The 18,575-nt window shown below is 50.4% G+C and carries 16 protein-coding genes; 7 read left to right on the forward strand and 9 right to left on the reverse strand.

Going from position 1 to position 18,575, the window contains the following annotated elements:
• The first annotated feature begins 162 nt into the window (after nt 1-162).
• The 3 genes from AC2YIT_RS13270 to AC2YIT_RS13280 are packed head-to-tail and all read left to right on the forward strand — an operon-like array spanning nt 163 to nt 3,967.
• Complete coding sequence (locus AC2YIT_RS13270) at nt 163-1,986, forward strand: ABC transporter ATP-binding protein (protein ID WP_487279469.1); 1,824 nt, start codon at nt 163-165, stop codon at nt 1,984-1,986.
• Complete coding sequence (locus tag AC2YIT_RS13275) at nt 1,987-2,913, forward strand: glycosyltransferase family 2 protein (RefSeq protein WP_487279470.1); 927 nt, start codon at nt 1,987-1,989, stop codon at nt 2,911-2,913.
• Between the two features lie 7 nt (nt 2,914-2,920).
• Nucleotides 2,921-3,967, forward strand: coding sequence for a glycosyltransferase family 2 protein (locus tag AC2YIT_RS13280; RefSeq protein WP_430845914.1), 1,047 nt, complete (start codon nt 2,921-2,923; stop codon nt 3,965-3,967).
• Here the strand turns inward: AC2YIT_RS13280 and AC2YIT_RS13285 are convergent.
• On the reverse strand, nt 3,882-4,811 hold the full coding sequence (locus tag AC2YIT_RS13285) for a glycosyltransferase (protein ID WP_487279471.1): 930 nt from the start codon (nt 4,809-4,811) through the stop codon (nt 3,882-3,884). The genes AC2YIT_RS13280 and AC2YIT_RS13285 overlap by 86 nt on opposite strands.
• A 128-nt stretch (nt 4,812-4,939) precedes the next feature.
• Between AC2YIT_RS13285 and AC2YIT_RS13290 the strand changes: the two genes are divergently transcribed.
• Together AC2YIT_RS13290 and AC2YIT_RS13295 are read left to right on the forward strand one after the other, a co-directional pair.
• Nucleotides 4,940-6,895, forward strand: coding sequence for a sialate O-acetylesterase (locus AC2YIT_RS13290; protein WP_430845912.1), 1,956 nt, complete (start codon nt 4,940-4,942; stop codon nt 6,893-6,895).
• Between the two features lie 32 nt (nt 6,896-6,927).
• Nucleotides 6,928-9,057 (forward strand): outer membrane protein assembly factor BamB family protein, encoded by a 2,130-nt coding sequence (locus AC2YIT_RS13295; RefSeq protein ID WP_487279472.1) that lies wholly within the window; start codon nt 6,928-6,930, stop codon nt 9,055-9,057.
• Here the strand turns inward: AC2YIT_RS13295 and AC2YIT_RS13300 are convergent, their stop codons facing one another.
• Nucleotides 9,058-9,990, reverse strand: a complete 933-nt coding sequence (locus tag AC2YIT_RS13300) for an aldo/keto reductase (protein WP_487279473.1) — start codon at nt 9,988-9,990, stop codon at nt 9,058-9,060.
• A gap of 136 nt (nt 9,991-10,126) precedes the next feature.
• Entirely contained in the window at nt 10,127-10,549 is a 423-nt protein-coding gene (locus AC2YIT_RS13305) for a hypothetical protein (RefSeq protein ID WP_487279474.1), read from the reverse strand.
• A gap of 222 nt (nt 10,550-10,771) precedes the next feature.
• Here AC2YIT_RS13305 and AC2YIT_RS13310 point away from each other — a divergent pair, with 222 nt between their 5' ends.
• Both AC2YIT_RS13310 and AC2YIT_RS13315 read left to right on the forward strand, forming a co-directional pair.
• Entirely contained in the window at nt 10,772-11,389 is a 618-nt protein-coding gene (locus AC2YIT_RS13310) for a GDSL-type esterase/lipase family protein (RefSeq protein ID WP_487279475.1), read from the forward strand.
• 15 nt (nt 11,390-11,404) lie between these two features.
• On the forward strand, nt 11,405-12,130 hold the full coding sequence (locus AC2YIT_RS13315; protein WP_487279476.1) for an esterase family protein: 726 nt from the start codon (nt 11,405-11,407) through the stop codon (nt 12,128-12,130).
• A gap of 6 nt (nt 12,131-12,136) precedes the next feature.
• Here AC2YIT_RS13315 and AC2YIT_RS13320 read toward each other — a convergent pair whose 3' ends face one another.
• The 6 genes from AC2YIT_RS13320 to AC2YIT_RS13345 form a co-directional block, all read right to left on the reverse strand.
• On the reverse strand, nt 12,137-13,039 hold the full coding sequence (locus AC2YIT_RS13320; RefSeq protein ID WP_487279477.1) for a hypothetical protein: 903 nt from the start codon (nt 13,037-13,039) through the stop codon (nt 12,137-12,139).
• A gap of 13 nt (nt 13,040-13,052) precedes the next feature.
• Entirely contained in the window at nt 13,053-13,757 is a 705-nt protein-coding gene (locus AC2YIT_RS13325; protein ID WP_430845905.1) for a hypothetical protein, read from the reverse strand.
• A gap of 35 nt (nt 13,758-13,792) precedes the next feature.
• Nucleotides 13,793-14,155, reverse strand: a complete 363-nt coding sequence (locus AC2YIT_RS13330; protein ID WP_487279478.1) for a hypothetical protein — start codon at nt 14,153-14,155, stop codon at nt 13,793-13,795.
• A gap of 107 nt (nt 14,156-14,262) precedes the next feature.
• Nucleotides 14,263-15,981, reverse strand: a complete 1,719-nt coding sequence (locus AC2YIT_RS13335; RefSeq protein ID WP_487279479.1) for a PQQ-dependent sugar dehydrogenase — start codon at nt 15,979-15,981, stop codon at nt 14,263-14,265.
• Between the two features lie 113 nt (nt 15,982-16,094).
• Complete coding sequence (locus AC2YIT_RS13340; protein WP_430845902.1) at nt 16,095-16,439, reverse strand: hypothetical protein; 345 nt, start codon at nt 16,437-16,439, stop codon at nt 16,095-16,097.
• Between the two features lie 250 nt (nt 16,440-16,689).
• Nucleotides 16,690-18,570 (reverse strand): RagB/SusD family nutrient uptake outer membrane protein, encoded by a 1,881-nt coding sequence (locus tag AC2YIT_RS13345; RefSeq protein WP_487279480.1) that lies wholly within the window; start codon nt 18,568-18,570, stop codon nt 16,690-16,692.
• Nucleotides 18,571-18,575 lie beyond the last annotated feature (5 nt).

Below are 18,575 nucleotides of genomic sequence, written 5' to 3' on the forward strand. Positions count from 1 at the left end.
TCCCCTAACCGTGGCATCGTATTAACCGGCGGTCTGCCGGGAATTAATTGAAGTTACGGACAGTTGTTTCGCCAGATAAGCGTTAATTTGCGCGTTAATCCGAAAAACCCGGTTTCGGTTTTTTTTACTTCCGGCGTACGGCGAGTATGCCATTATCTAAGAATGAAAACGTACCTCAGATTATTATCTTTTGCACAACCGATTGCCCGTTTTGCTGTCCCTTATATTATTTGTACCCTGCTGGGAGTAGTATTCAATACATTGAACCTGGCCCTGCTGGCGCCGCTCCTGAATACACTTTTTCTTAACCAGGGCGGGCAAGCGGATCCCAGACCGGAAAACGGCTGGCTCGACCCCACGGGCATGCTCAACTATTATGCGCAGCAGGCCAATCTGACTTTCGGGCCGCACGGCGCGTTACAGGTCGTATGTGCGGTAATCGTCGGCTCTGTGCTGCTTTCGAATATCTTCAAATACTTCTCACAGCGGATCATGGAAAACCTCCGGATCCACACCCTGCTGAACTTGCGCAAACAAGTATTTGACAATGTAATGGACCTGCATGTGGGCTATTTCAGCAACCAGCGCAAAGGGGATATTATCTCAAAAATCGCATCCGACGTGGGAGTCGTACAATTTTCGGTTACAAGTACTTTACAGGTAGTGTTTAAGGAACCGATGCAGTTGCTTGCATATGTGTTTATGCTTTTCGCTACGTCGGCCAAACTGACGTTTTTTGCCATCCTGGTGATCCCTGTTTCCGCTTTCCTCATTTCAAAAATCGTGAAAAGGCTGAAACAGCAGGCCGCACTGGCCCAACATTACTTCGGGCTCATGATTAGCTACCTCGACGAAGCGCTCACCGGGATCAAGATCATCAAGGCGTTCAATGCGACCGAGGCTATCAAAGACAAATTCAACAAGGAGAACATCCGCTATTCCGACCTCGGGCGCAAAATGGCCAAACGCCAGCAGCTCAGCTCGCCGGTGTCCGAATTTTTGGGTGTTACCATGGTCGCGATTATCGTACTGTACGGCGGCTCGCTTATCATTGACAATAATTCTGACCTCGACGTGTCCAAATTCGTCGCTTACATCGGCATTTTCTCGCAGGTAATGCGCCCTGCGAAAGCATTGACCGATTCTTTCAGCACTATTCACGCAGGGATCGCCGCCGGCGAGCGCGTACTCGAACTGATCGACGAGAAGCCGGAGATCCGTGACGCGCCGGATGCGGTGGATATGCGGGATTTTAAAGAGTCCATCCGGCTGGAAAACGTTTCGTTCTCCTACCCTTCGCGGCCGGTCCTTCAATCCATTAATGTGACCATTCCAAAAGGCAAGACGGTTGCATTGGTAGGGCCTTCCGGCGGCGGAAAATCGACCCTGATGGACCTGCTTCCCCGGTTTATCGATACCGATGAAGGCCATGTGCTGATAGACGGCGTCGATGTGCGACAAATTAAACAGGAATCGCTGTGGTCGATGTTCGGGCTGGTGAACCAGGAGTCGATGCTGTTCAACGATACGATCTTTCAGAATATCGCCTTCGGAAGCCCGGACGCTACCATGGAGCAAGTGGAGGCAGCAGCCCGGATTGCCAATGCACATGAATTTATAATGGGAACCGAGGACGGCTATTACAGCAATATTGGAGACCGGGGGATGAAGCTTTCGGGCGGACAGAAACAGCGCATCTGCATCGCCCGGGCCGTATTGAAGAACCCGCCGATCATGCTTCTCGATGAGGCGACCTCGGCCCTGGATACCGAGTCGGAAAAACTGGTGCAGGAAGCATTGAACAACCTGATGAAAAACCGGACTTCTCTTGTAATCGCACACCGCCTGAGTACCATCCAGAGCGCGGATACGATCCTGGTGCTGGAAGAAGGCAAGATCATCGAACAAGGCAGCCACGCCGAGCTCATTGCGAAAGACGGGCTGTACAAGCGCCTGATCGATATGCAGCAATTCACCGATGTGTAAATGGAAAACCTGCCGCTGATATCCATTGCCTTGTGTACCTACAATGGCAGCGCATTTCTCCGCGAGCAGCTGGATTCGGTAATTGCACAACGATACACCCGCTGGGAGCTGCTGGTAGTGGATGATTGCTCTACCGACGCCACGCCTTCCATTTTGGAAGAATATGCGGAAAAGGATGCACGCATCAGGCTGCATTACAACGAGCAAAACCTCGGTTACAATAAGAACTTCGAAAAGGCACTGGGCCTCTGCCAGAGCGAGCTGATCGCGATTTGCGACCAGGACGACATCTGGCATCAGGAAAAACTGGAAAAGCAGGTACGCCTCATCGGCGACCATACCCTGGTTTACCACGATTCGGAGTTTATAGACGCCGGGGGCCGGTCCATGGACCGGCGCATTTCAGATAAGCTGAACTTCTACCGCGGCAATGCGCCCGAAGTGTTCCTGTTTTTGAACTGCGTCTCGGGCCATAGTATTTTGATGAAAAAACAGGTATTGCGAAAATCATTGCCATTTCCGGAGCGCTTTCATTACGACCAATGGCTGGCATTCAATGCAGCCTGCCTGGGCAGCATCGATTTTGCAGAGGAGGCACTCGTGCAATACCGCCAGCATTCGGGCAACAACACCGATATACTCGCATTGAAAACGGTAGCCCGGAGTACCGATCAAAAGGTGCTGGAACTGGAAAGGGAAAGTCAGTGGCTCCGGCTTTGCGCACGGCAGTGTACGGGCAAGGCACACGAGCTGATCAATGCATTGTACAATCAGAGTCTCAGGCGTAACGATGGCTTTTTCAATGCAAAATTTGGAATGCTCGTCTGGAAACACCGCGACACACTGCTCCGGATTTTGAAGAAACCGGACACCAGCAAGTTTTTTTATGCGCTCAGAAAAGCATGGGGCGTAAAGGCAAAAAAATAACAGTAAAGTGAACAACCAACCCGATTTCGATATTCCCGGCACACCCTACCCACTCGTTTCGATTGCATTGTGTGTTTACAACGGCGAAAAGTACCTCGAAGAGCAGCTCGATTCGCTCGTAAACCAGACCTATCCGAACATCGAGATAGTTGTCGTGGACGACGGCAGCAAGGATCGCTCCCGCGAGATCGTGCGTGCCTACGCGGAGCGATACCCGGTTTTCAGGATCTTCGATAACGAGATGAACCTGGGTTATGTAAAAAATTTCGAAAAAGCGATTAGCCTGTGTGAAGGCGAATACATTGCGTTATGCGACCAGGATGATATCTGGGACCTGGAAAAAATCAGCAAACAGGTAGCGGGTATCGGAGAGCATTTGCTGATTTACCACGATTCTGCCTTTATGGACGAGCAAGGCCGGCAAATGACCTGGAAACGGAAAATGTCGGACATTATCCACCTCTATCGGGGTGATGATCCCAAGGTTTTTCTGTATTTCAACTGCGTGTCGGGACACAGCATTCTCTTCAAACGTGACCTGCGCGATGAGTTTTTGCCATTCAATCCGGACCATTTTCACGACCACTGGATTGCCTATGTGGCCGCTAACCTGGGCAGCATTGAGGTGATCCCGGAAACGCTGGTCAGATACCGTCAGCATACCACCACTTCCACCGACATTCTCAACAAGCGGAAGAAGATCCGGAAGAATTACCACGAAAACCGCGACATCAAAAAGTTACGTCGGGACCTGAAATGGGTGCAGCAATGCGCTACGTTCAAAAAGAACCGCGACCAGCCGTTCCTCGACCGGCTTCGTACTTTGTTCGAGGAACGGCTTGAATCGTTCTTTTCGTTTGAATACGCCGGCATTATCCGCGATAATTACGAGCAACTGTATTACATTCCGGTTTATAAAAAATCGAAGAAAGCTGCTTTCGTATACCGACAGATCTGGGGTTTGCGTGCTAAACTGCTGTGGGCCCGCTTTTTTGCCCGTCCGGAAGTGGAAGAATATGTAGATGTAACTTCAAAAGGTGACGAAAAGCTTTGAAAACCACGCGGCGGGGCATCTGCTTCGTTTTGGTGCTGTGCCAGAGCATCGTCTGAATTTGACAGTAGCTGTACTTCCAACGTATCATTTGCTCTATGAGCTTCTCGAATGACCTTTTTTCGATATCATACATTTCATTGCCCCGCATGACGGACGTCGTCAGCGGCAAGGCATAACTCCATTTTTTGTGCAGTTTCAGGATGTGGTCCAACCATTGCCGGTTAAAATTCCCTTCTGAGGCATGCTTCATCAACACTTCATAGGTCACCATGACCTTGTAATGCGGAAATACGCTCAGGCAGAAATCGAGGTCATACCCATGAAAGCCGGTAAGCACTTTGCCGTCAAATGGAAATCGAAGGGCTATATCGCGTCGGGTACAAAACCAAAGGCCATCCACGCAGACCACCCGGCTAAGCCGCTCATTGCGCGGGTTATGATAGGCATGAATTTCCTGCTTGTCATCAAACTTGTAGCCTTGAAGAACATTCTGATACGACCTTTCTTCCGAATGGAATTCCAGTTGATACCAGCCTGCCGGCGCGAGGGACTTGTAACCACCGCCAGCTACACCCACAATGCCGATTTCCGGATCGCGCTTAAAGATTTGCTCAACGACGCTTCCCCAATTTTCAGTCCTGATTTCAATATCCTCGTGCATGAAACACACCAGATCGAACCTGGCTTTCTTTGCTCCTTCATTGTAAACGTCGCAAATCCCACGCCTTGCTTCGCGGTTGTCGATGGCGATTATTTCGTGAGTAATGCCAACGGTATCGCGGATATTTTCAGAAACTTTGGACAACTCGGTCTGATCGGCCGAGCAAATAACGATGGAGATCATGGCTTATACTTGAATTGCAGCCAAAAATAAGGCCAAATTCAATAATCCGGACGTAGCGACCCATTATTCCAGTAGAATATGACCACTTCCGGCATTTATAGGTAATCAAAAATCAACTTTGCCTTTCAATGAAACGAATACTTATAGTGCTGCTCCTCGCCTGCGCGACATCGTCGTTTGCCCAGGTCAAGTTTGCCCGCCTCTTTTCCGATCACGTAGTTCTTCAGCGCCAAAAGCCGATTCCCGTGTGGGGATGGGCCAAACCCGGCGAAAAAGTGAAAGTGACATTGGCGGGACAATCTATGGATACAAAAGCGGATGCATCCGGCAAGTGGCGGGTGAATTTCAAAGCCCTGGAAGCCGGCGGGCCGCATTCGTTGCAGGTAAGCGCCAAATCGGGTAATGCCACCGTGAACGACGTCCTGATCGGAGAGGTCTGGCTTTGCTCGGGGCAATCGAATATGGAGTGGCCGGTTTCGGCGGCCAAAAATTATGAGGAGGAGCGCAAAAACGCCGAGTTTCCGCAGATCCGCCATTTCCGCGTCGACCACCTGGTGACGCTTCAACCCGAACAGGACCTTTCAGCCGGGGAATGGAAGGTAGCTAGTGCGGAGACCGTCGGCGGCTTCACTGCCGTGGGCTTCTTTTTTGCCCGCGAGCTCTATCAAAAACTGCACGTACCGATCGGCCTCCTGCATTCGTCGTGGGGAGGCTCTCAAATAGAGGGCTGGATCAGCAAGGAAGCCATGCTGAGCAATGAAGAACTGCGCTCTTATGCTCAAAACCTGCCCAAAACGTGGCAGGAAGCGGATGCAATTATGGATAAGAAGCTAAAAAAGCAGCTTTTCAAGAATGCATCTTACGAGCCGACCTGGGAGGATGAAAAGAAATACATTTCGCCGGACGTAGATTTTACCAGCTGGCAAAAAACCGCCGACGGTGTGGGGCAATGGGATTGGAAAGGCCTTATGGGTTTCCGCGGCAAAGGTTACATGGCCAAAGAGGTATCAATCCCTTCCGACTGGGCGGGGAAACAAACGACCCTTTCGCTGGCAGAAAACGACGGACCTGTTGAAGTGTATATTAACGGCAAACCCGTCCATGAAAGCGCTGCGAAAGGCGCGCGGAAAATACAGCTACCCGCCGGCACATGGAAGGAAGGTAGAAATATCCTGACCCTCAAAACCGGCAATATGGTAGGTGCCTCGTGGTTTGGTCCCGGGCTGATGGGTTCGGCTAATGACCTCTACGTGGAAGACGGAAGCCGCAAAACGAGCCTCGCCAAAGACTGGTACCTGATGCCCGCGTTCGCCGAAAAGCACGAGTACGCCCACCTGATGAACAATGTGGGTACCACTATTTACAATGCCATGATCGTGCCGTTGCTCCCGTTTGGAATACGCGGTGCGCTTTGGTACCAGGGTGAAAGTAATGCAGGTCGCGCTTACCAGTACCGCCAATCGTTTCCGCTCATGATCAACGACTGGCGCAAGCTTTGGAACGATGATTTCTCGTTTTACTGGGTACAATTATCCAGCTTCGGTACCGATCGCGACAGCAACAAGGGAAGCAACTGGGCTGAGCTCCGCGAGGCTCAAAACATGACGTTGAGCCTCCCTAAAACCGGTATGGCCGTCACTACCGACGTAGGTAATCCCTTCGACATTCACCCGACCAACAAACAAGACGTAGCCCACCGCCTGGCAACCCACGCTTTGAAACAGGATTACGGCCAGAACATCCCTTACGCTTCCCCGCTTTACGATCAAATGCAGGTGGACGGAAATAAGGCCATTGTTTCATTTAAAAATGCGGAAAACGGTCTCACGATCAAGGACCGTTACGGATATTTGAAAGGCTTTGAAATAGCAGGTGACGATAAGGTTTTTCACTACGCGAAAGCGGAGATCCAGGGTAACAAGGTGATCGTTTCGAGCCCGAAAGTGGGCAAGCCCGTCGCCGTCCGCTACGCATGGTCGGATGCACCGGAAGATGCCAACCTGTACAATACCGATGGCTTCCCGGCCAGCGCATTCCGTACCGACTCCTGGCCGGGTATTACCGTGAACGCCCGCTTTGAGTAACCTTCTTTCTATATCTGACTCTTGAAGTTTGTATGTTAAAACCCTTATCGTGGTGTATCGGCGGCCTTGCCTTGATACTCGCCGGCGCACGGACAGTTTCTGACCAAAAAGACGACAAACGCGAGTGGCGTGAGTACCTCGGCGGCCCCGACCGCAATCATTTCTCTTCATTGACGCAGATCAATAAGGATAATGTCAAAAACCTGAAAGTGGCCTGGACCTGGTCCATGCCTGACTCGGGACAAACCCAGGTAAACCCGATCGTGGTAAACGGCGTGCTATACGGGGTTACGGCCACCGTGCAGGCTTTCGCCCTCGATGCGGCCACAGGCAAACAGCTCTGGCTATTCGGTGATAAATCCAAAAACGGCTCCAATACCAGCCGTGGTCTGACTTATTGGGAAGATGGGGACGATAAACGCATCCTGCATGCAATGGGCTCCTATCTGTACGCCCTCGACGCGCGCACGGGGAAATTAATCGAGCGCTTTGGCGACAAGGGGCGCATTGACCTCCACACCGGGCTTCCCGAAAGCGCTAAAAACAAATACATGGTTTCCAACACGCCGGGGACAATCTTCGAGGATCTGATCATCATGCCGTTGAGGCTTTCGGAAGAGTCAGACGCGGCTCCGGGCGACCTGAGGGCATTCAATGTGCGTACAGGTAAGCTCGCCTGGACGTTTCATACCATCCCATATCCCGGCGAGTTTGGCTACGAAACGTTTCCGCCCGACGCGTACAAAAACACATTCACCGGTGCCGCCAATAACTGGGCGGGCACGGCCATCGATCGCGAGCGCGGCATTCTGTATGTACCCACCGGATCGGCGGGTTATGATTTTTACGGTAGCAAACGCAAGGGGGCCAACTTGTTTGCCAACTGTCTGCTCGCGCTCGACGCGCGCACCGGCAAGCGCCTCTGGCACTACCAGACCATGCACCACGACCTCTGGGACCGCGACCTTCCCGCTCCGCCTAACCTGATTACCATCACGCAAACCGGAGCTGACGGTAAACCCCGCAAGATCGACGCGGTGGCGCAGGTCAGCAAGCAGGGTTACGTATTCCTGTTCGATAGGCTGACAGGTAAGCCGTTGTTTCCGATCAAGGAAGTTGCCGCGCCAAAAGACGCTTTGCCCGGTGAATATCCCTGGCCGACCCAGCCCGTACCAACGAAACCAGCCCCCTACGCACGGCAGGCTTATACCCTGACCGAGAATGACATCAGCGTCCACGCGCCCGACCGCGATTCGTTGAAAATCAAATTCAAAGGCTACAAAAAAGCCCTTTTTGCAGCGCCAAGCAAAGAAGGTACGGTAATCCTGCCCGGCTTCGACGGCGGCGCTGAATGGGGTGGCGCAGCTGCTGATCCGGACGAGGGAATCCTGTATGTGAACAGCAATGAAATGGCGTGGATCCTGACGATGAAAGACACGCCGAAAGAAAGCGAGCTATCCAATCTGAGCCCCGGCGAGAAGGTTTACACCACCTATTGCGTAACATGCCATGGGCCTCAGAGGAAAGGTAATGCCAAAAGCGGCTATCCATCTCTTGTCGACATTGGCACACGCCGCGATAAGGCGTTTGTAAACCAGCTGGTAAGCTCAGGGAAAGGCATGATGCCCGGCTTCACGATGCTGACGACCGATGAAAAGCAGGCATTGGTGTCATTCCTGTTTGGAGATGAAAAAGTGGAGGCTGTTTCTGAAACGCCTGTTTCGAAGAAGATCTATCTGCCCTATCAAAGTACCGGTTACAACAAATTCCTCGACGCCAACGGCCTGCCTGCGATTTCGCCGCCGTGGGGCACACTCAGCGCGATCGACTTGAACACCGGCAAGTTCCTTTGGAAAATACCATTTGGTGAGGTGGAATCGCTTAAAGCGAAAGGCGTCCCGACCACCGGTACCGAAAACTATGGCGGACCGGTGGTAACGGCCAGCGGGTTGCTTTTTATCGCTGCCACGAAAGACGGAAAGTTCAGGGCGTTTGATAAAAAAACCGGCGAATTGCTTTGGGAAACACAATTGCCGGCTGCGGGGTTTGCTACACCCGCCACGTATGAAGTCAATGGAAAGCAATATGTGGTGATAGCCTGCGGCGGTACAAAGCTCGGTACTAAAAAGGGGAACCAATATGTAGCATTCGCATTGGAATAGTCAAATTCCGGCCATCCACTCGCGCATTTTCTTCCTGCCCGCTTCGTCGGGCAACCGTCCTTCTCCGGCGCCGAGATTGTCTACCAGGTGCTTCACATCAGAAGTACCTGGTATCACGCAAGTGACCGCATCATTGCTGATGATATATTTCAGAAAAAATTGCGCCCAACTTCTGATATCGTAATCGCCGGCCCAGGCGGGCAGCTCCTTTCCTTTCACCGCCCGGAACAAAGCGCCCTGCTCGAATGGCTCGTTGATGATCACCGCCACGCCTTTGTCTTTGGCAGCTTTCAGCAGGCTTTTTTCCGCATTCCGCGAACGTATCGAATAGTTGAACTGTACAAAATCGATGTTTTCCGATTTTACAATCTGTTCCAGGCGCGTGTGAGAAGCATCGGTATAGTGGGTAATCCCAATGTAACGGACCTTCCCGGCGGCTTTCCAATCCCTAAGTGTTTTCAGGTGGGTCTCCCAGTCCTGTAAGTTGTGCACTTGTATCAGGTCAATCTTTTTCCGCCGCATTTTCCGCAACGACGCATTCATCTGATCGATCCCCTCCTGCTTGCCGGTCGTCCATACTTTTGTGGCAAAGAAAAACTGTTCGTTCAGCTTCAAATCCGTAGTCAGGTCGCCGATTACCTGCTCCGCTCGCCCGTACATGGGTGAAGCATCGACGACTTTCCCGCCCATTTCCTGCATTTTTTGCAAAACCTCCTTCAACGGTGCGCGCTCGGAAACACCGGCTCCGACATCGAACTGCTGCCAGGAGCCCAGGCCAACTACCGGCAGGCGTTCGCCGGTCGACGGGATCTTTCTTTCCAAAATCATTTTGAGGTCGTTATGGGCTGAGGAAGAAAACGGGCTCAATGCCAGTCCGGCACCGGCGGCAGCCAGTCCGGCCAGCGCCTCCCGTCTTGAAAAAATAGGCTTCATTGGCTGGTTTATGGGTTCTAGAAGTGTTCAAGTTACGAACAAATCGCATTGGGCGCACCTGAAACGCCAAAAATGAGAAAAGGAGCCAGGATACACCTGACTCCTTTTGCTGCATTTCACACCAAATCTGAATCTATTACTTTTTTTCGATAGATACTCCGATCTTGTAATCTTCCAGCTTGGGTGACTTGGGAAGTTCGGGGTAAGGAAGTACCTCCGAGACAGTCAGTACATACTCTGTTCCTCCCAGCTTGAAACCCTGTTGGTTCTTGGAATCACCCTTGAATTCGAAATTCACACTCACCTGATTCGAAGCGTCAGAGATCGCGAGCACTAATTTTGCACTCCCCATCGAAACGCAGTTGGCGTTTACCGGGCAGCGACTGTCGGTCACCTCTTTGAGCTCCACTTTCAGATCGCTGCCGGAAGTACGGACCGTTGCTGCTTTCTGGTAGGTCAGGCTGGTTGGATTCAGGTCAGCCTGAGGTGCGGCGTCGTCCTTCTTGTCGCAGGAAATAGCTGCAAAACAGATCAATGCGAGTAAAATCGTTCTTTTCATGCCAATAGTAGTTTGAATTATAATGCAGAGAACCCGAACAGCGACCGATGGTTGTAACCGATTTATAAAAAATTACATTTCTTGTAGTATACCGACGACGATTGGCTCGATTATTTTGATAATTCTCGTTCCCATGACCATTATTTAACCATCTGTTAATTTCCCGTATTTATTTTTACGGTTAGACACCCAAAATCAGCGAGATACCTAAAATCAGGAAATATGGTCTGGTACGAAGAAGAAGTACAAAGAGTCGAAAAAGAACGGTCCGCGTTAAATTATGAACCCGATACGATCTTCTACGGAAGTTCGAGCTTCACACTGTGGACGGGATTGTACCAGGAGTTTGCGGAACTCAAACCGATTAACCTGGGATTCGGCGGCTCCACGCTGGCGGCTTGTGTATGGTTCTTCGAACGTATTATGACCACCGTGACGGCCCCGGCCCGCATGGTCATTTACGCAGGCGACAACGACCTGGGCGACGGCCGTCACCCCACGGAGGTACTGCTGTTCTACCGCCAGCTGATCGCATTGATTCGGGGGCGTTTCGGGGAGACTCCCTGTTTTTTTGTATCGATAAAACCCAGCTTGCAACGATGGGATATCATCACCTCGATCAGGGCTGCCAATGAGCTGATCCGCGAAGAAACCGAAAAGGACCCCCATCAGCACTATATCGATATATTCCCGCTGATGGTGAACTACCAGGGTTATCCACGAAAGTCGCTTTTTGAGGCGGACGGGCTGCATTTGAGTGCAGATGGTTATGCAATTTGGAAGAAAGCGATCAGCGAAAACATATATGCCGTTAACGGGGCACTTCAAAAAACTTCTTAAACAAACCTCTTCGCCATGGAAAGAGCGTACCACAAGTGGTTTAGTCCGATTTTGAATAAGTCGATGGAAATGCTTGTATTCGGTCACTCGGGAACTCCCGTCATATTTTTCCCGACACGCTCAGCCCATTTTTACGATTTCGAAAACTGGCGGGTTATCGATGCGATGAAAGAAAAAATCGACGCCGGTTATATACAGGTCTACTGCGTCGACAGCATCGATAGCGAAAGTTTTTATTCCGACGCCCCTCCTCCGCTGCGCATTGCCCGCCACATACAATACGAAAAATACATTCTGGAAGAAGTAATCCCGTTTATTCGCATACAGAACAAAAAACGCGAGCTCATAGCAGCAGGTTGCAGTCTTGGAGGATACCACGCCGTCAATATCGCATTCAAGCATCCCAACATTTTCACAAAAGTCGTAGGCATGAGCGCGCGCTACGATCTTACACAGGCGCTACCCTATTTCGCCGACCTCTTCGACGGGTATTTTGATGAAAACGTCTACTACAACATGCCCAATCACTTTGTTCCGGGCATTTCGGATCCCGAGCTGCTTCAACAATTGAGGGAAATGGAAATCACGCTCGTGATCGGACGCGAAGATATTTTTCTGGACAATAATCGCCATTTAAGCGACTCGCTTCACCAGCTCAACGTACCCCACCAGTTTTACATTTGGGACGATGAAGCACACCGCCCGAGGTACTGGCGGGAGATGGTGAAGATTTACTTGTAGTTCCGCCTACCAGTTGAGTAACGCCCATTCGTTCGTGGATCCGGAGGTCAGCAAAAAAGTCTTTTGCGAAGCGAGATAGAACATTTTATCGATCGAAAACGGCAAGTCCATTGAATTGACCCTTTGCAGTTTATCCGTTACTTTGACAACATCGATGCCGTGCATTCCTTTGTTAAGCACCAGATAATCCTCCGCGAGTTCGAACGACCGGAGCGCCGAGGAGATAGAAGCCATTTCGGTAAAACTTTTGCTGTCATATTCAAACATTTTGATGTAACCAAAGCCTCCAACGAACAATCTTTTACCGTCGCCTGAAAAAGTTATTTGATAACATGTATTGGGAAGCTCACTGATTTTGATCGTTTTGCCAAACCCGTTCTGATCAAATGGCTGTGCGAAGAGTTCTCCGTGATTGGTTCCATAAGCAATCAGGTTTTGACGGGGGTGCAAAGCCCTGCAAATCGGGTCTTTACCTTTGGTCTTCGTCGCAGCATGTTCGCTGGCATGCCCTTCTTCGCACTTCACAATTGAGATTTTCTTTCCTGCAAAGGCGATCCACGTACCGTCGTGCGCCTCATAAAGCAGCGGTAGCGTGTCGGCTGTTTTGTAAAGACCGGAGCCCTCGACTCGCAGATAGTCCTCTTTTGAAAGCAACCGGAAACCATTTGTCTGTCGCCTGGTTTCATTGTAAACGGAATCGGTAAGCCTGTCGTCGAAAAAGCCTCTCCATTTGTAGGCGATATCCTCGTCGGAGGTTTGCCATATCAGATCCATGGCTCCATTCGGCCGAAGAAGCAGTATTTTCCAGCGGTCAGCCATTAAAAAAGCGCCGCTACTTTCCAGCGCATGCGCCAGCTGCAATTGCACGTCGAGCGGCGAGGGTATTACTTTCGACAAGATCAAATTCATAAGATTCTGATTTTCAAAATACACCGTTCGTGTAAAGACTGTCCGTTTTCAACCTCCTTACTTCCTCCTGAAACGCCTCTGAGTTCTTTTCCCCATCAACAGTGATCAGGTAATCTGTCACGCGGAAATCTTCGATCGGCACATCGTGATATTGCATGCATGGCTGCACTTCGCGGACATATGAGTAGCCGTTTCCGCTTTGCTGCAAGCATTCGAAGAATACCAGCCGTACAAATGCAGATTTCGATGAAAGTAGCTGCACATCATAATCTGCGAGTACATGCTGATCGACCGCGAACGGTTTTGAGGTAAATTCCAGGGTTTTGTAGAGGGTCTGCTGCACTTCGCTTTGCTTATCGAACCAGCATTCCAACTTCACATTGACGAGCGCCGGCGTGTTGTTGACAATGTGCAATGTGAGCGGGCCGTGCTTTTGGGTTGGAAACCAGGCATATAAATTCTGCGCTCCGCGCTGGATGGTCGGCAACAGGAAAAATAGCATTGGAATGCAAAGAATTGCCAGCCCAACGGTTTTGTTTTTCCAGAACAGGACTGCCAGTAGCACCACGCCAAGCAGCCCTGCCAGATAGAAGATTCCGAGCGCCCACCCCACCGAACTGTCGCCGGCCGGGGTAGGTTTCAACAGGTAGTAAACTACCGTAATCAAAAGAATAACGCAGAAAATACCCAGCAATGCGAGGTAAGTGAACTTGATCATCTCAGGTATGTGTGTATGTGTGAGTGATATTCCTGTCAGACTTCAAAAGGGAGGTCGTACTCCTTCGTATTAGGCTTCGAACTACGCGTTTTAACGATAATGCGCGCTTTGAGCGGACTTCCCAGCACCAGGAAATATTTCACGTACTGATCTTCGTGATAAGTCCAGGATTTGTCTTCCAGTAAATATTCCGAAATGCCTTGCTTGCCGGCTTTGTAAGCCCATTGCTCTACGATATTGGGTTCGTAGGTGACGTAATGTCCCATGCATATGATCTGCACACCAGGCTGCGCGTTGTTGCCGAGTTCCGTGCAGCTTTCTACGAGTACATTAATGCTGGAATTGTCTTCGAGGTCTTTTACCGACCATTGGTCGAGTACGGTTTTAACATTGGCCATAATAAATGTCCTGATTTTCGTTTTAATGAGGGCTGTAAAGAAACAGCGCCGGTTGAAAATCAGGACAATTCAATTATTTATCGGCCACTATAAACTACTTAGCGCCATCAGGGCTGATTTAACGTATATGCCTTGCTAACCCGCCGGATCTTGCCGTCACTTTTGGTCATGATGTATAACTCCCCGGTAAAGCGGTTATATTCAATGCGGATATCGACGCGTTTCGAACCGGACATTTCGACCAGGTTCGTGTCCTTTCCGTCGCGCACGATCATCATCTCATATACCGACTGGTCGCTCAACCGGGCATCGATGTTAGCATAAAAAATACGCCCATTCACAATATCCCCGAAGATGTATTTGTTCCTTAGGGCCGCTATCGGGCCTTCATACATGTAACCGCCGCTGATTGCATTCCCGTCGATATGATCGTATTGTAAAAAGGGCCTTTCAAACTTACCGGTTTCTGCTGCGGGTACGGGGTACACATTTTTGAGGTCTTTGGAAGAAATGCCAAAGTTTCCTTCGCGCACATTCCAGCCGTAATCGCCGCCTTTTACGATCACATTCACCTCTTCAAAATTCGACTCGCCCACTTCCGCGCTGAACAGCCTTCCACCATGCCATGCCAAACGGTGCGGGTTGCGGAAACCGTAGGCATATATCTCTTTATAAATGTCACCGGGCTCATTCACGAACGGATTATCCACCGGAATACCGTAATGCCCGTTCTTGCTATTGCTCCCAAGAGGATCGATACGGATGATCGTGCCGAGCAGCGAATGCAAGCTATGGCAAAGCTGGGGATATTTGCTGATCGTAGAACCGCCGTCGCCAGTACCTATATATAGTAAGCCATAATCCTTGTCCCCTTTCCCCGCATCGGGATTGAAGCCAATGTCCTGCGTGCCGTGTACCACATTAGGTACATTAATGCGGAGCAGCTCCCTTCTTTTCCCTTTGAAAACCGGACTTTTAACATCATCGGTTTTCCATTCCGAAACCACCCATTGTAATGCTACTTTAATGGAGTCGTTGTACGAATAATCGGCAGGCTTTCCTTTCGGAGCCTCCGTGTGGGTGATATAAATCAACCCGTTTTGAAGGTAATCCGGATGGAATGCGAAGCTGCCCAGACCTGTACCCAGGCCGGGTTCGTTGACAAAATCTTCGATATTCTTTCTCAGATCGACGAAAGTCGTTACCTCCTTTCCGCTGATCCGGTAAATCAGCCCGCGCTGGTCGCTCACGTACAACGTACCGTCTTGCGAAGGGTGCGGGCGCATGTTGGCGATACGCGTGCGGGGCATTTTGTCGCTCGATGGCGGGATCGTTACGAAGTCTTCCAGTTCTATCCTCAGCCCTGTTTTAATCACAGGCTGCGCCAGACGCGCATTCGAAGCCGTATCGATTTTCACTTCGAGCTGCGAAATATTGTGCGCTTTAGTCTCCGAAGCGATATAGCCGAGGATCGACCGGATTTCTTCGTCCTTCAAAAAATCAAACGGCGGCATAATCATCTTGTACCGCTTTGAAAGGCTCACAGCCCGTGCATTACCTGACTCGATCGCATGGTTCGGGTTCTTAATAAATGCGATCAGTTCCTTTTCCGAGAGCACATTTGTAACACCGCCCAGGCGTGGCCCGATCTCCTCCTGCTCCATGGCGTGGCAGGAAACGCAATGCGTGGTAAAGAGCTCCTTGCCTTGTGAATCGGTGCTGGCAAGCTGGCTGCCGACAGGCGTGGATTGTTTTCTGGCGGCGCAGTTAAAGAGAAGGAACGAAGCTGCGGCAATGCAGCAAACAGAACGTAGAACTAAGGTCATCCAGTGATGGGTTAGGCTTTTTTAAATACGACGTTAAAGTTAGCAACCGACCCGGAAACAAAAAAAGCCGGATCGCTCCGGCTCAGTCACTGACTCATGAAGGAATACTATGGTTATCCTACATTTCTTCCATCTTTATCGAGTTTCACGAGGGCATTTTCCTTGCCGTTCGCTACTTGCAATTCATAATATTGAGCTTTGTCTGGCTCGGTTACCAGAAATGCTTTCTTAACCGTCCATCCTTTAAAGTCATCGCTTTTGATTGTCTTCTGAACCCCTTCCGGCAGGTCCTCGGTTTTTACGGCTACCTTCTCCTTTTGGTCTGCCTTCGTTGTTTTCTGAGCAACCGCTTCCTTATGTGCTGAATGATCAGCCGTCGCCTGATTGGCCGTTTGAGCCCGAACCGAAGTAAACGAGATGAGCGCCAGGGCAAATGCCGATACTACTAGCTTTTTCATAATCCTTGTTTTTTAGACAACTATTAATGTTTTTGACCTCGTGCATTCGCACTGTGCTTATCTAGTTAAACAGGATTATGCCAAAATTTACAAAAATCTGATTATGAATTAATTACAAATATCCTACAAGTTTAATAGTGTTTACCTAAATCCACGTTTTGTGGGAATTTGTCTTCAAAAAACCTCAAAAACGAAAACTGCCCGTACTGTAACAGCACGGGCAGTGACCAGATAGTCTGCTCAAAATCTGTTACTTGTCGTAACCAGGGTTCTGAACCAGTTTCGCATTCCGGTTGATCTCGTCGCGGCTGAATGGACGGAAATACATCTTATCCACCCACGTACGGTTTTCGTGCGATTTGTCCTCGGTTGGTGTGTAGGTATAGTCGTAAACGGTCGGATCGTAATGATACGGCTCTCTCATCGACTTGCCCGGCTTGAACTTACCAATCACGGTAATGAACTGCAATGAACGGCCCAGCGTAGTTGGAGCGATCATCCAGCGACGTGCATCGTGGTAGCGTTGCTCCTCGTAAGCCATTTCAATGCGTTTTTCATGACGGTAAGCTTCTTTCAATGCAGCACCTGAGACTTTCAACGCTGGCATACCTGCGCGGAAACGGATCTTATTCAGCCATTCCAATGCAACGGCATCCTGTCCCAACTCAATGCTCGCCTCGATGTAATTGAACACCACCTCGGTTACGCGGAAGAACGGCCACGGGATATTCTGACGATCGGTATTGTCGTACAATGCAGGGTTCGGGTCGATGAACTTGCGCATGTAGTAACCCGTGCGGCTTCCGTTCCAGTCTTCGATCGTGCTGCTGCGGGTATCAAGCCCCTTACGGTTGAACAATACGCCTTTCTCGTCGAGCAAATCATAGGAACCGGTCTGGATCTGATTAGCAGGGTCTTTGGCATCGGAAGGACGTGGCTTCCACGGAGCGCCGTCATACATTACCGTTGCATAGAAACGCGGATCCCGGTTTACGTAAGGATTAGCCTTGTGAGTAGGGTTAGTCCACGAGAACGGCGTACCGTCCATCATTTCATAGTCATCCACCAGCAAACCGATTGGCGTGTTACCCGCCCAGTTGTGATAACCGTTTGGACCGTTGTTCAAACCGGTCTGACGCGCTCCATCCGACGTCTGGCTGGCAGTGAAATAACGGCCAAAGATAATGTCGTCACCACCGGAAGCATCCAGTGTTTTATCGGCGCTGTATCCGGCCATAGCCATTGAAATGTAGTTGGTCTTACCTTGCGCCGCGGTAACGGGAGCTGTCAGGTTAAGTTTGTAGCCTGCTTTCAGATCCAACGCCGCTTTCGCAGCAGCCTGAGCGGCTGTCCAGCGCGCCTTGCGATCGCCGGTGGTATAACCCAGGAACTCAGGATTTGGATAGGCAGCTATCAATGCAGATTTTGCTTTGGCAGTAGGAACGTCATGCAGGTCGCTCGCAGCATACAGCAAAATCCGGGATTTCAACGCCAATGCGGAAACTTCCGAAGCACGTCCCTTCTGCTCTGGCTTGCCTTTCAGCAATGCGGCAGCACTGTCGCAATCCGCTACGATGAACTTCACGCATTCCTCGAAAGTATTCCGCGCTACGGAGTAATCTTCGTTCAATGCATACACTTTCGTGATCAAGGGCACCGATCCGTAGTAGCGTACCAGCTGTTGGTAGTAATAGGCGCGTAGGAAGTGTGCCTCACCCTTCAGACGGTCTTTCAAAGTCTGGTCAGTGAAAGTAGAAGTCGGCAGCGACTGGATCGCCTGGTTGGCGGCGCGGATACGGGTGTACATAGGTCCCCATCCGTAAGTATCATCTACCCAACCCAGGTTGGAAGGGCTTAAACTCCCCTCGTTCACTGTGTTGATGTTACGACCTGTGTGGGTGAATACAGCTTCATCTGTGAGCGATGCCAGCATTTGCTCGCTGAAACCACCTTGCTGCAAGCCCTGATAAATACCTGTCACAAATCCTTCGGCCAAAGCGCCGTCTTTCCAGACCTCATCGGTAGGAATTTCGGTGGGCGGTGTTACATCCAGGAAGTCAGTGTCGCACGACACCAGCCCGGATGTGGCCAGAGCCGCCAGAAAAATCCAATTTTTATAACTCAGTTTCATTTTTT

Source organism: Dyadobacter sp. SRI_021 (genome assembly GCF_057586235.1).

Bases quoted from the DNA above. Each gene is read 5' to 3' on its own strand.
- AC2YIT_RS13315 (WP_487279476.1), top strand. From the start codon at position 11,405: ATGGAAAGAGCGTACCACAAGTGGTTTAGTCCGATTTTGAATAAGTCG.
- AC2YIT_RS13290 (WP_430845912.1), top strand. From the start codon at position 4,940: ATGAAACGAATACTTATAGTGCTGCTCCTCGCCTGCGCGACATCGTCG.
- AC2YIT_RS13270 (WP_487279469.1), top strand. From the start codon at position 163: ATGAAAACGTACCTCAGATTATTATCTTTTGCACAACCGATTGCCCGT.
- AC2YIT_RS13285 (WP_487279471.1), bottom strand. From the start codon at position 4,811: ATGATCTCCATCGTTATTTGCTCGGCCGATCAGACCGAGTTGTCCAAA.
- AC2YIT_RS13300 (WP_487279473.1), bottom strand. From the start codon at position 9,990: ATGAAGCCTATTTTTTCAAGACGGGAGGCGCTGGCCGGACTGGCTGCC.
- AC2YIT_RS13310 (WP_487279475.1), top strand. From the start codon at position 10,772: ATGGTCTGGTACGAAGAAGAAGTACAAAGAGTCGAAAAAGAACGGTCC.
- AC2YIT_RS13330 (WP_487279478.1), bottom strand. From the start codon at position 14,155: ATGGCCAATGTTAAAACCGTACTCGACCAATGGTCGGTAAAAGACCTC.
- AC2YIT_RS13320 (WP_487279477.1), bottom strand. From the start codon at position 13,039: ATGAATTTGATCTTGTCGAAAGTAATACCCTCGCCGCTCGACGTGCAA.
- AC2YIT_RS13335 (WP_487279479.1), bottom strand. From the start codon at position 15,981: ATGACCTTAGTTCTACGTTCTGTTTGCTGCATTGCCGCAGCTTCGTTC.
- AC2YIT_RS13275 (WP_487279470.1), top strand. From the start codon at position 1,987: ATGGAAAACCTGCCGCTGATATCCATTGCCTTGTGTACCTACAATGGC.
- AC2YIT_RS13340 (WP_430845902.1), bottom strand. From the start codon at position 16,439: ATGAAAAAGCTAGTAGTATCGGCATTTGCCCTGGCGCTCATCTCGTTT.
- AC2YIT_RS13295 (WP_487279472.1), top strand. From the start codon at position 6,928: ATGTTAAAACCCTTATCGTGGTGTATCGGCGGCCTTGCCTTGATACTC.
- AC2YIT_RS13345 (WP_487279480.1), bottom strand. From the start codon at position 18,570: ATGAAACTGAGTTATAAAAATTGGATTTTTCTGGCGGCTCTGGCCACA.
- AC2YIT_RS13305 (WP_487279474.1), bottom strand. From the start codon at position 10,549: ATGAAAAGAACGATTTTACTCGCATTGATCTGTTTTGCAGCTATTTCC.
- AC2YIT_RS13325 (WP_430845905.1), bottom strand. From the start codon at position 13,757: ATGATCAAGTTCACTTACCTCGCATTGCTGGGTATTTTCTGCGTTATT.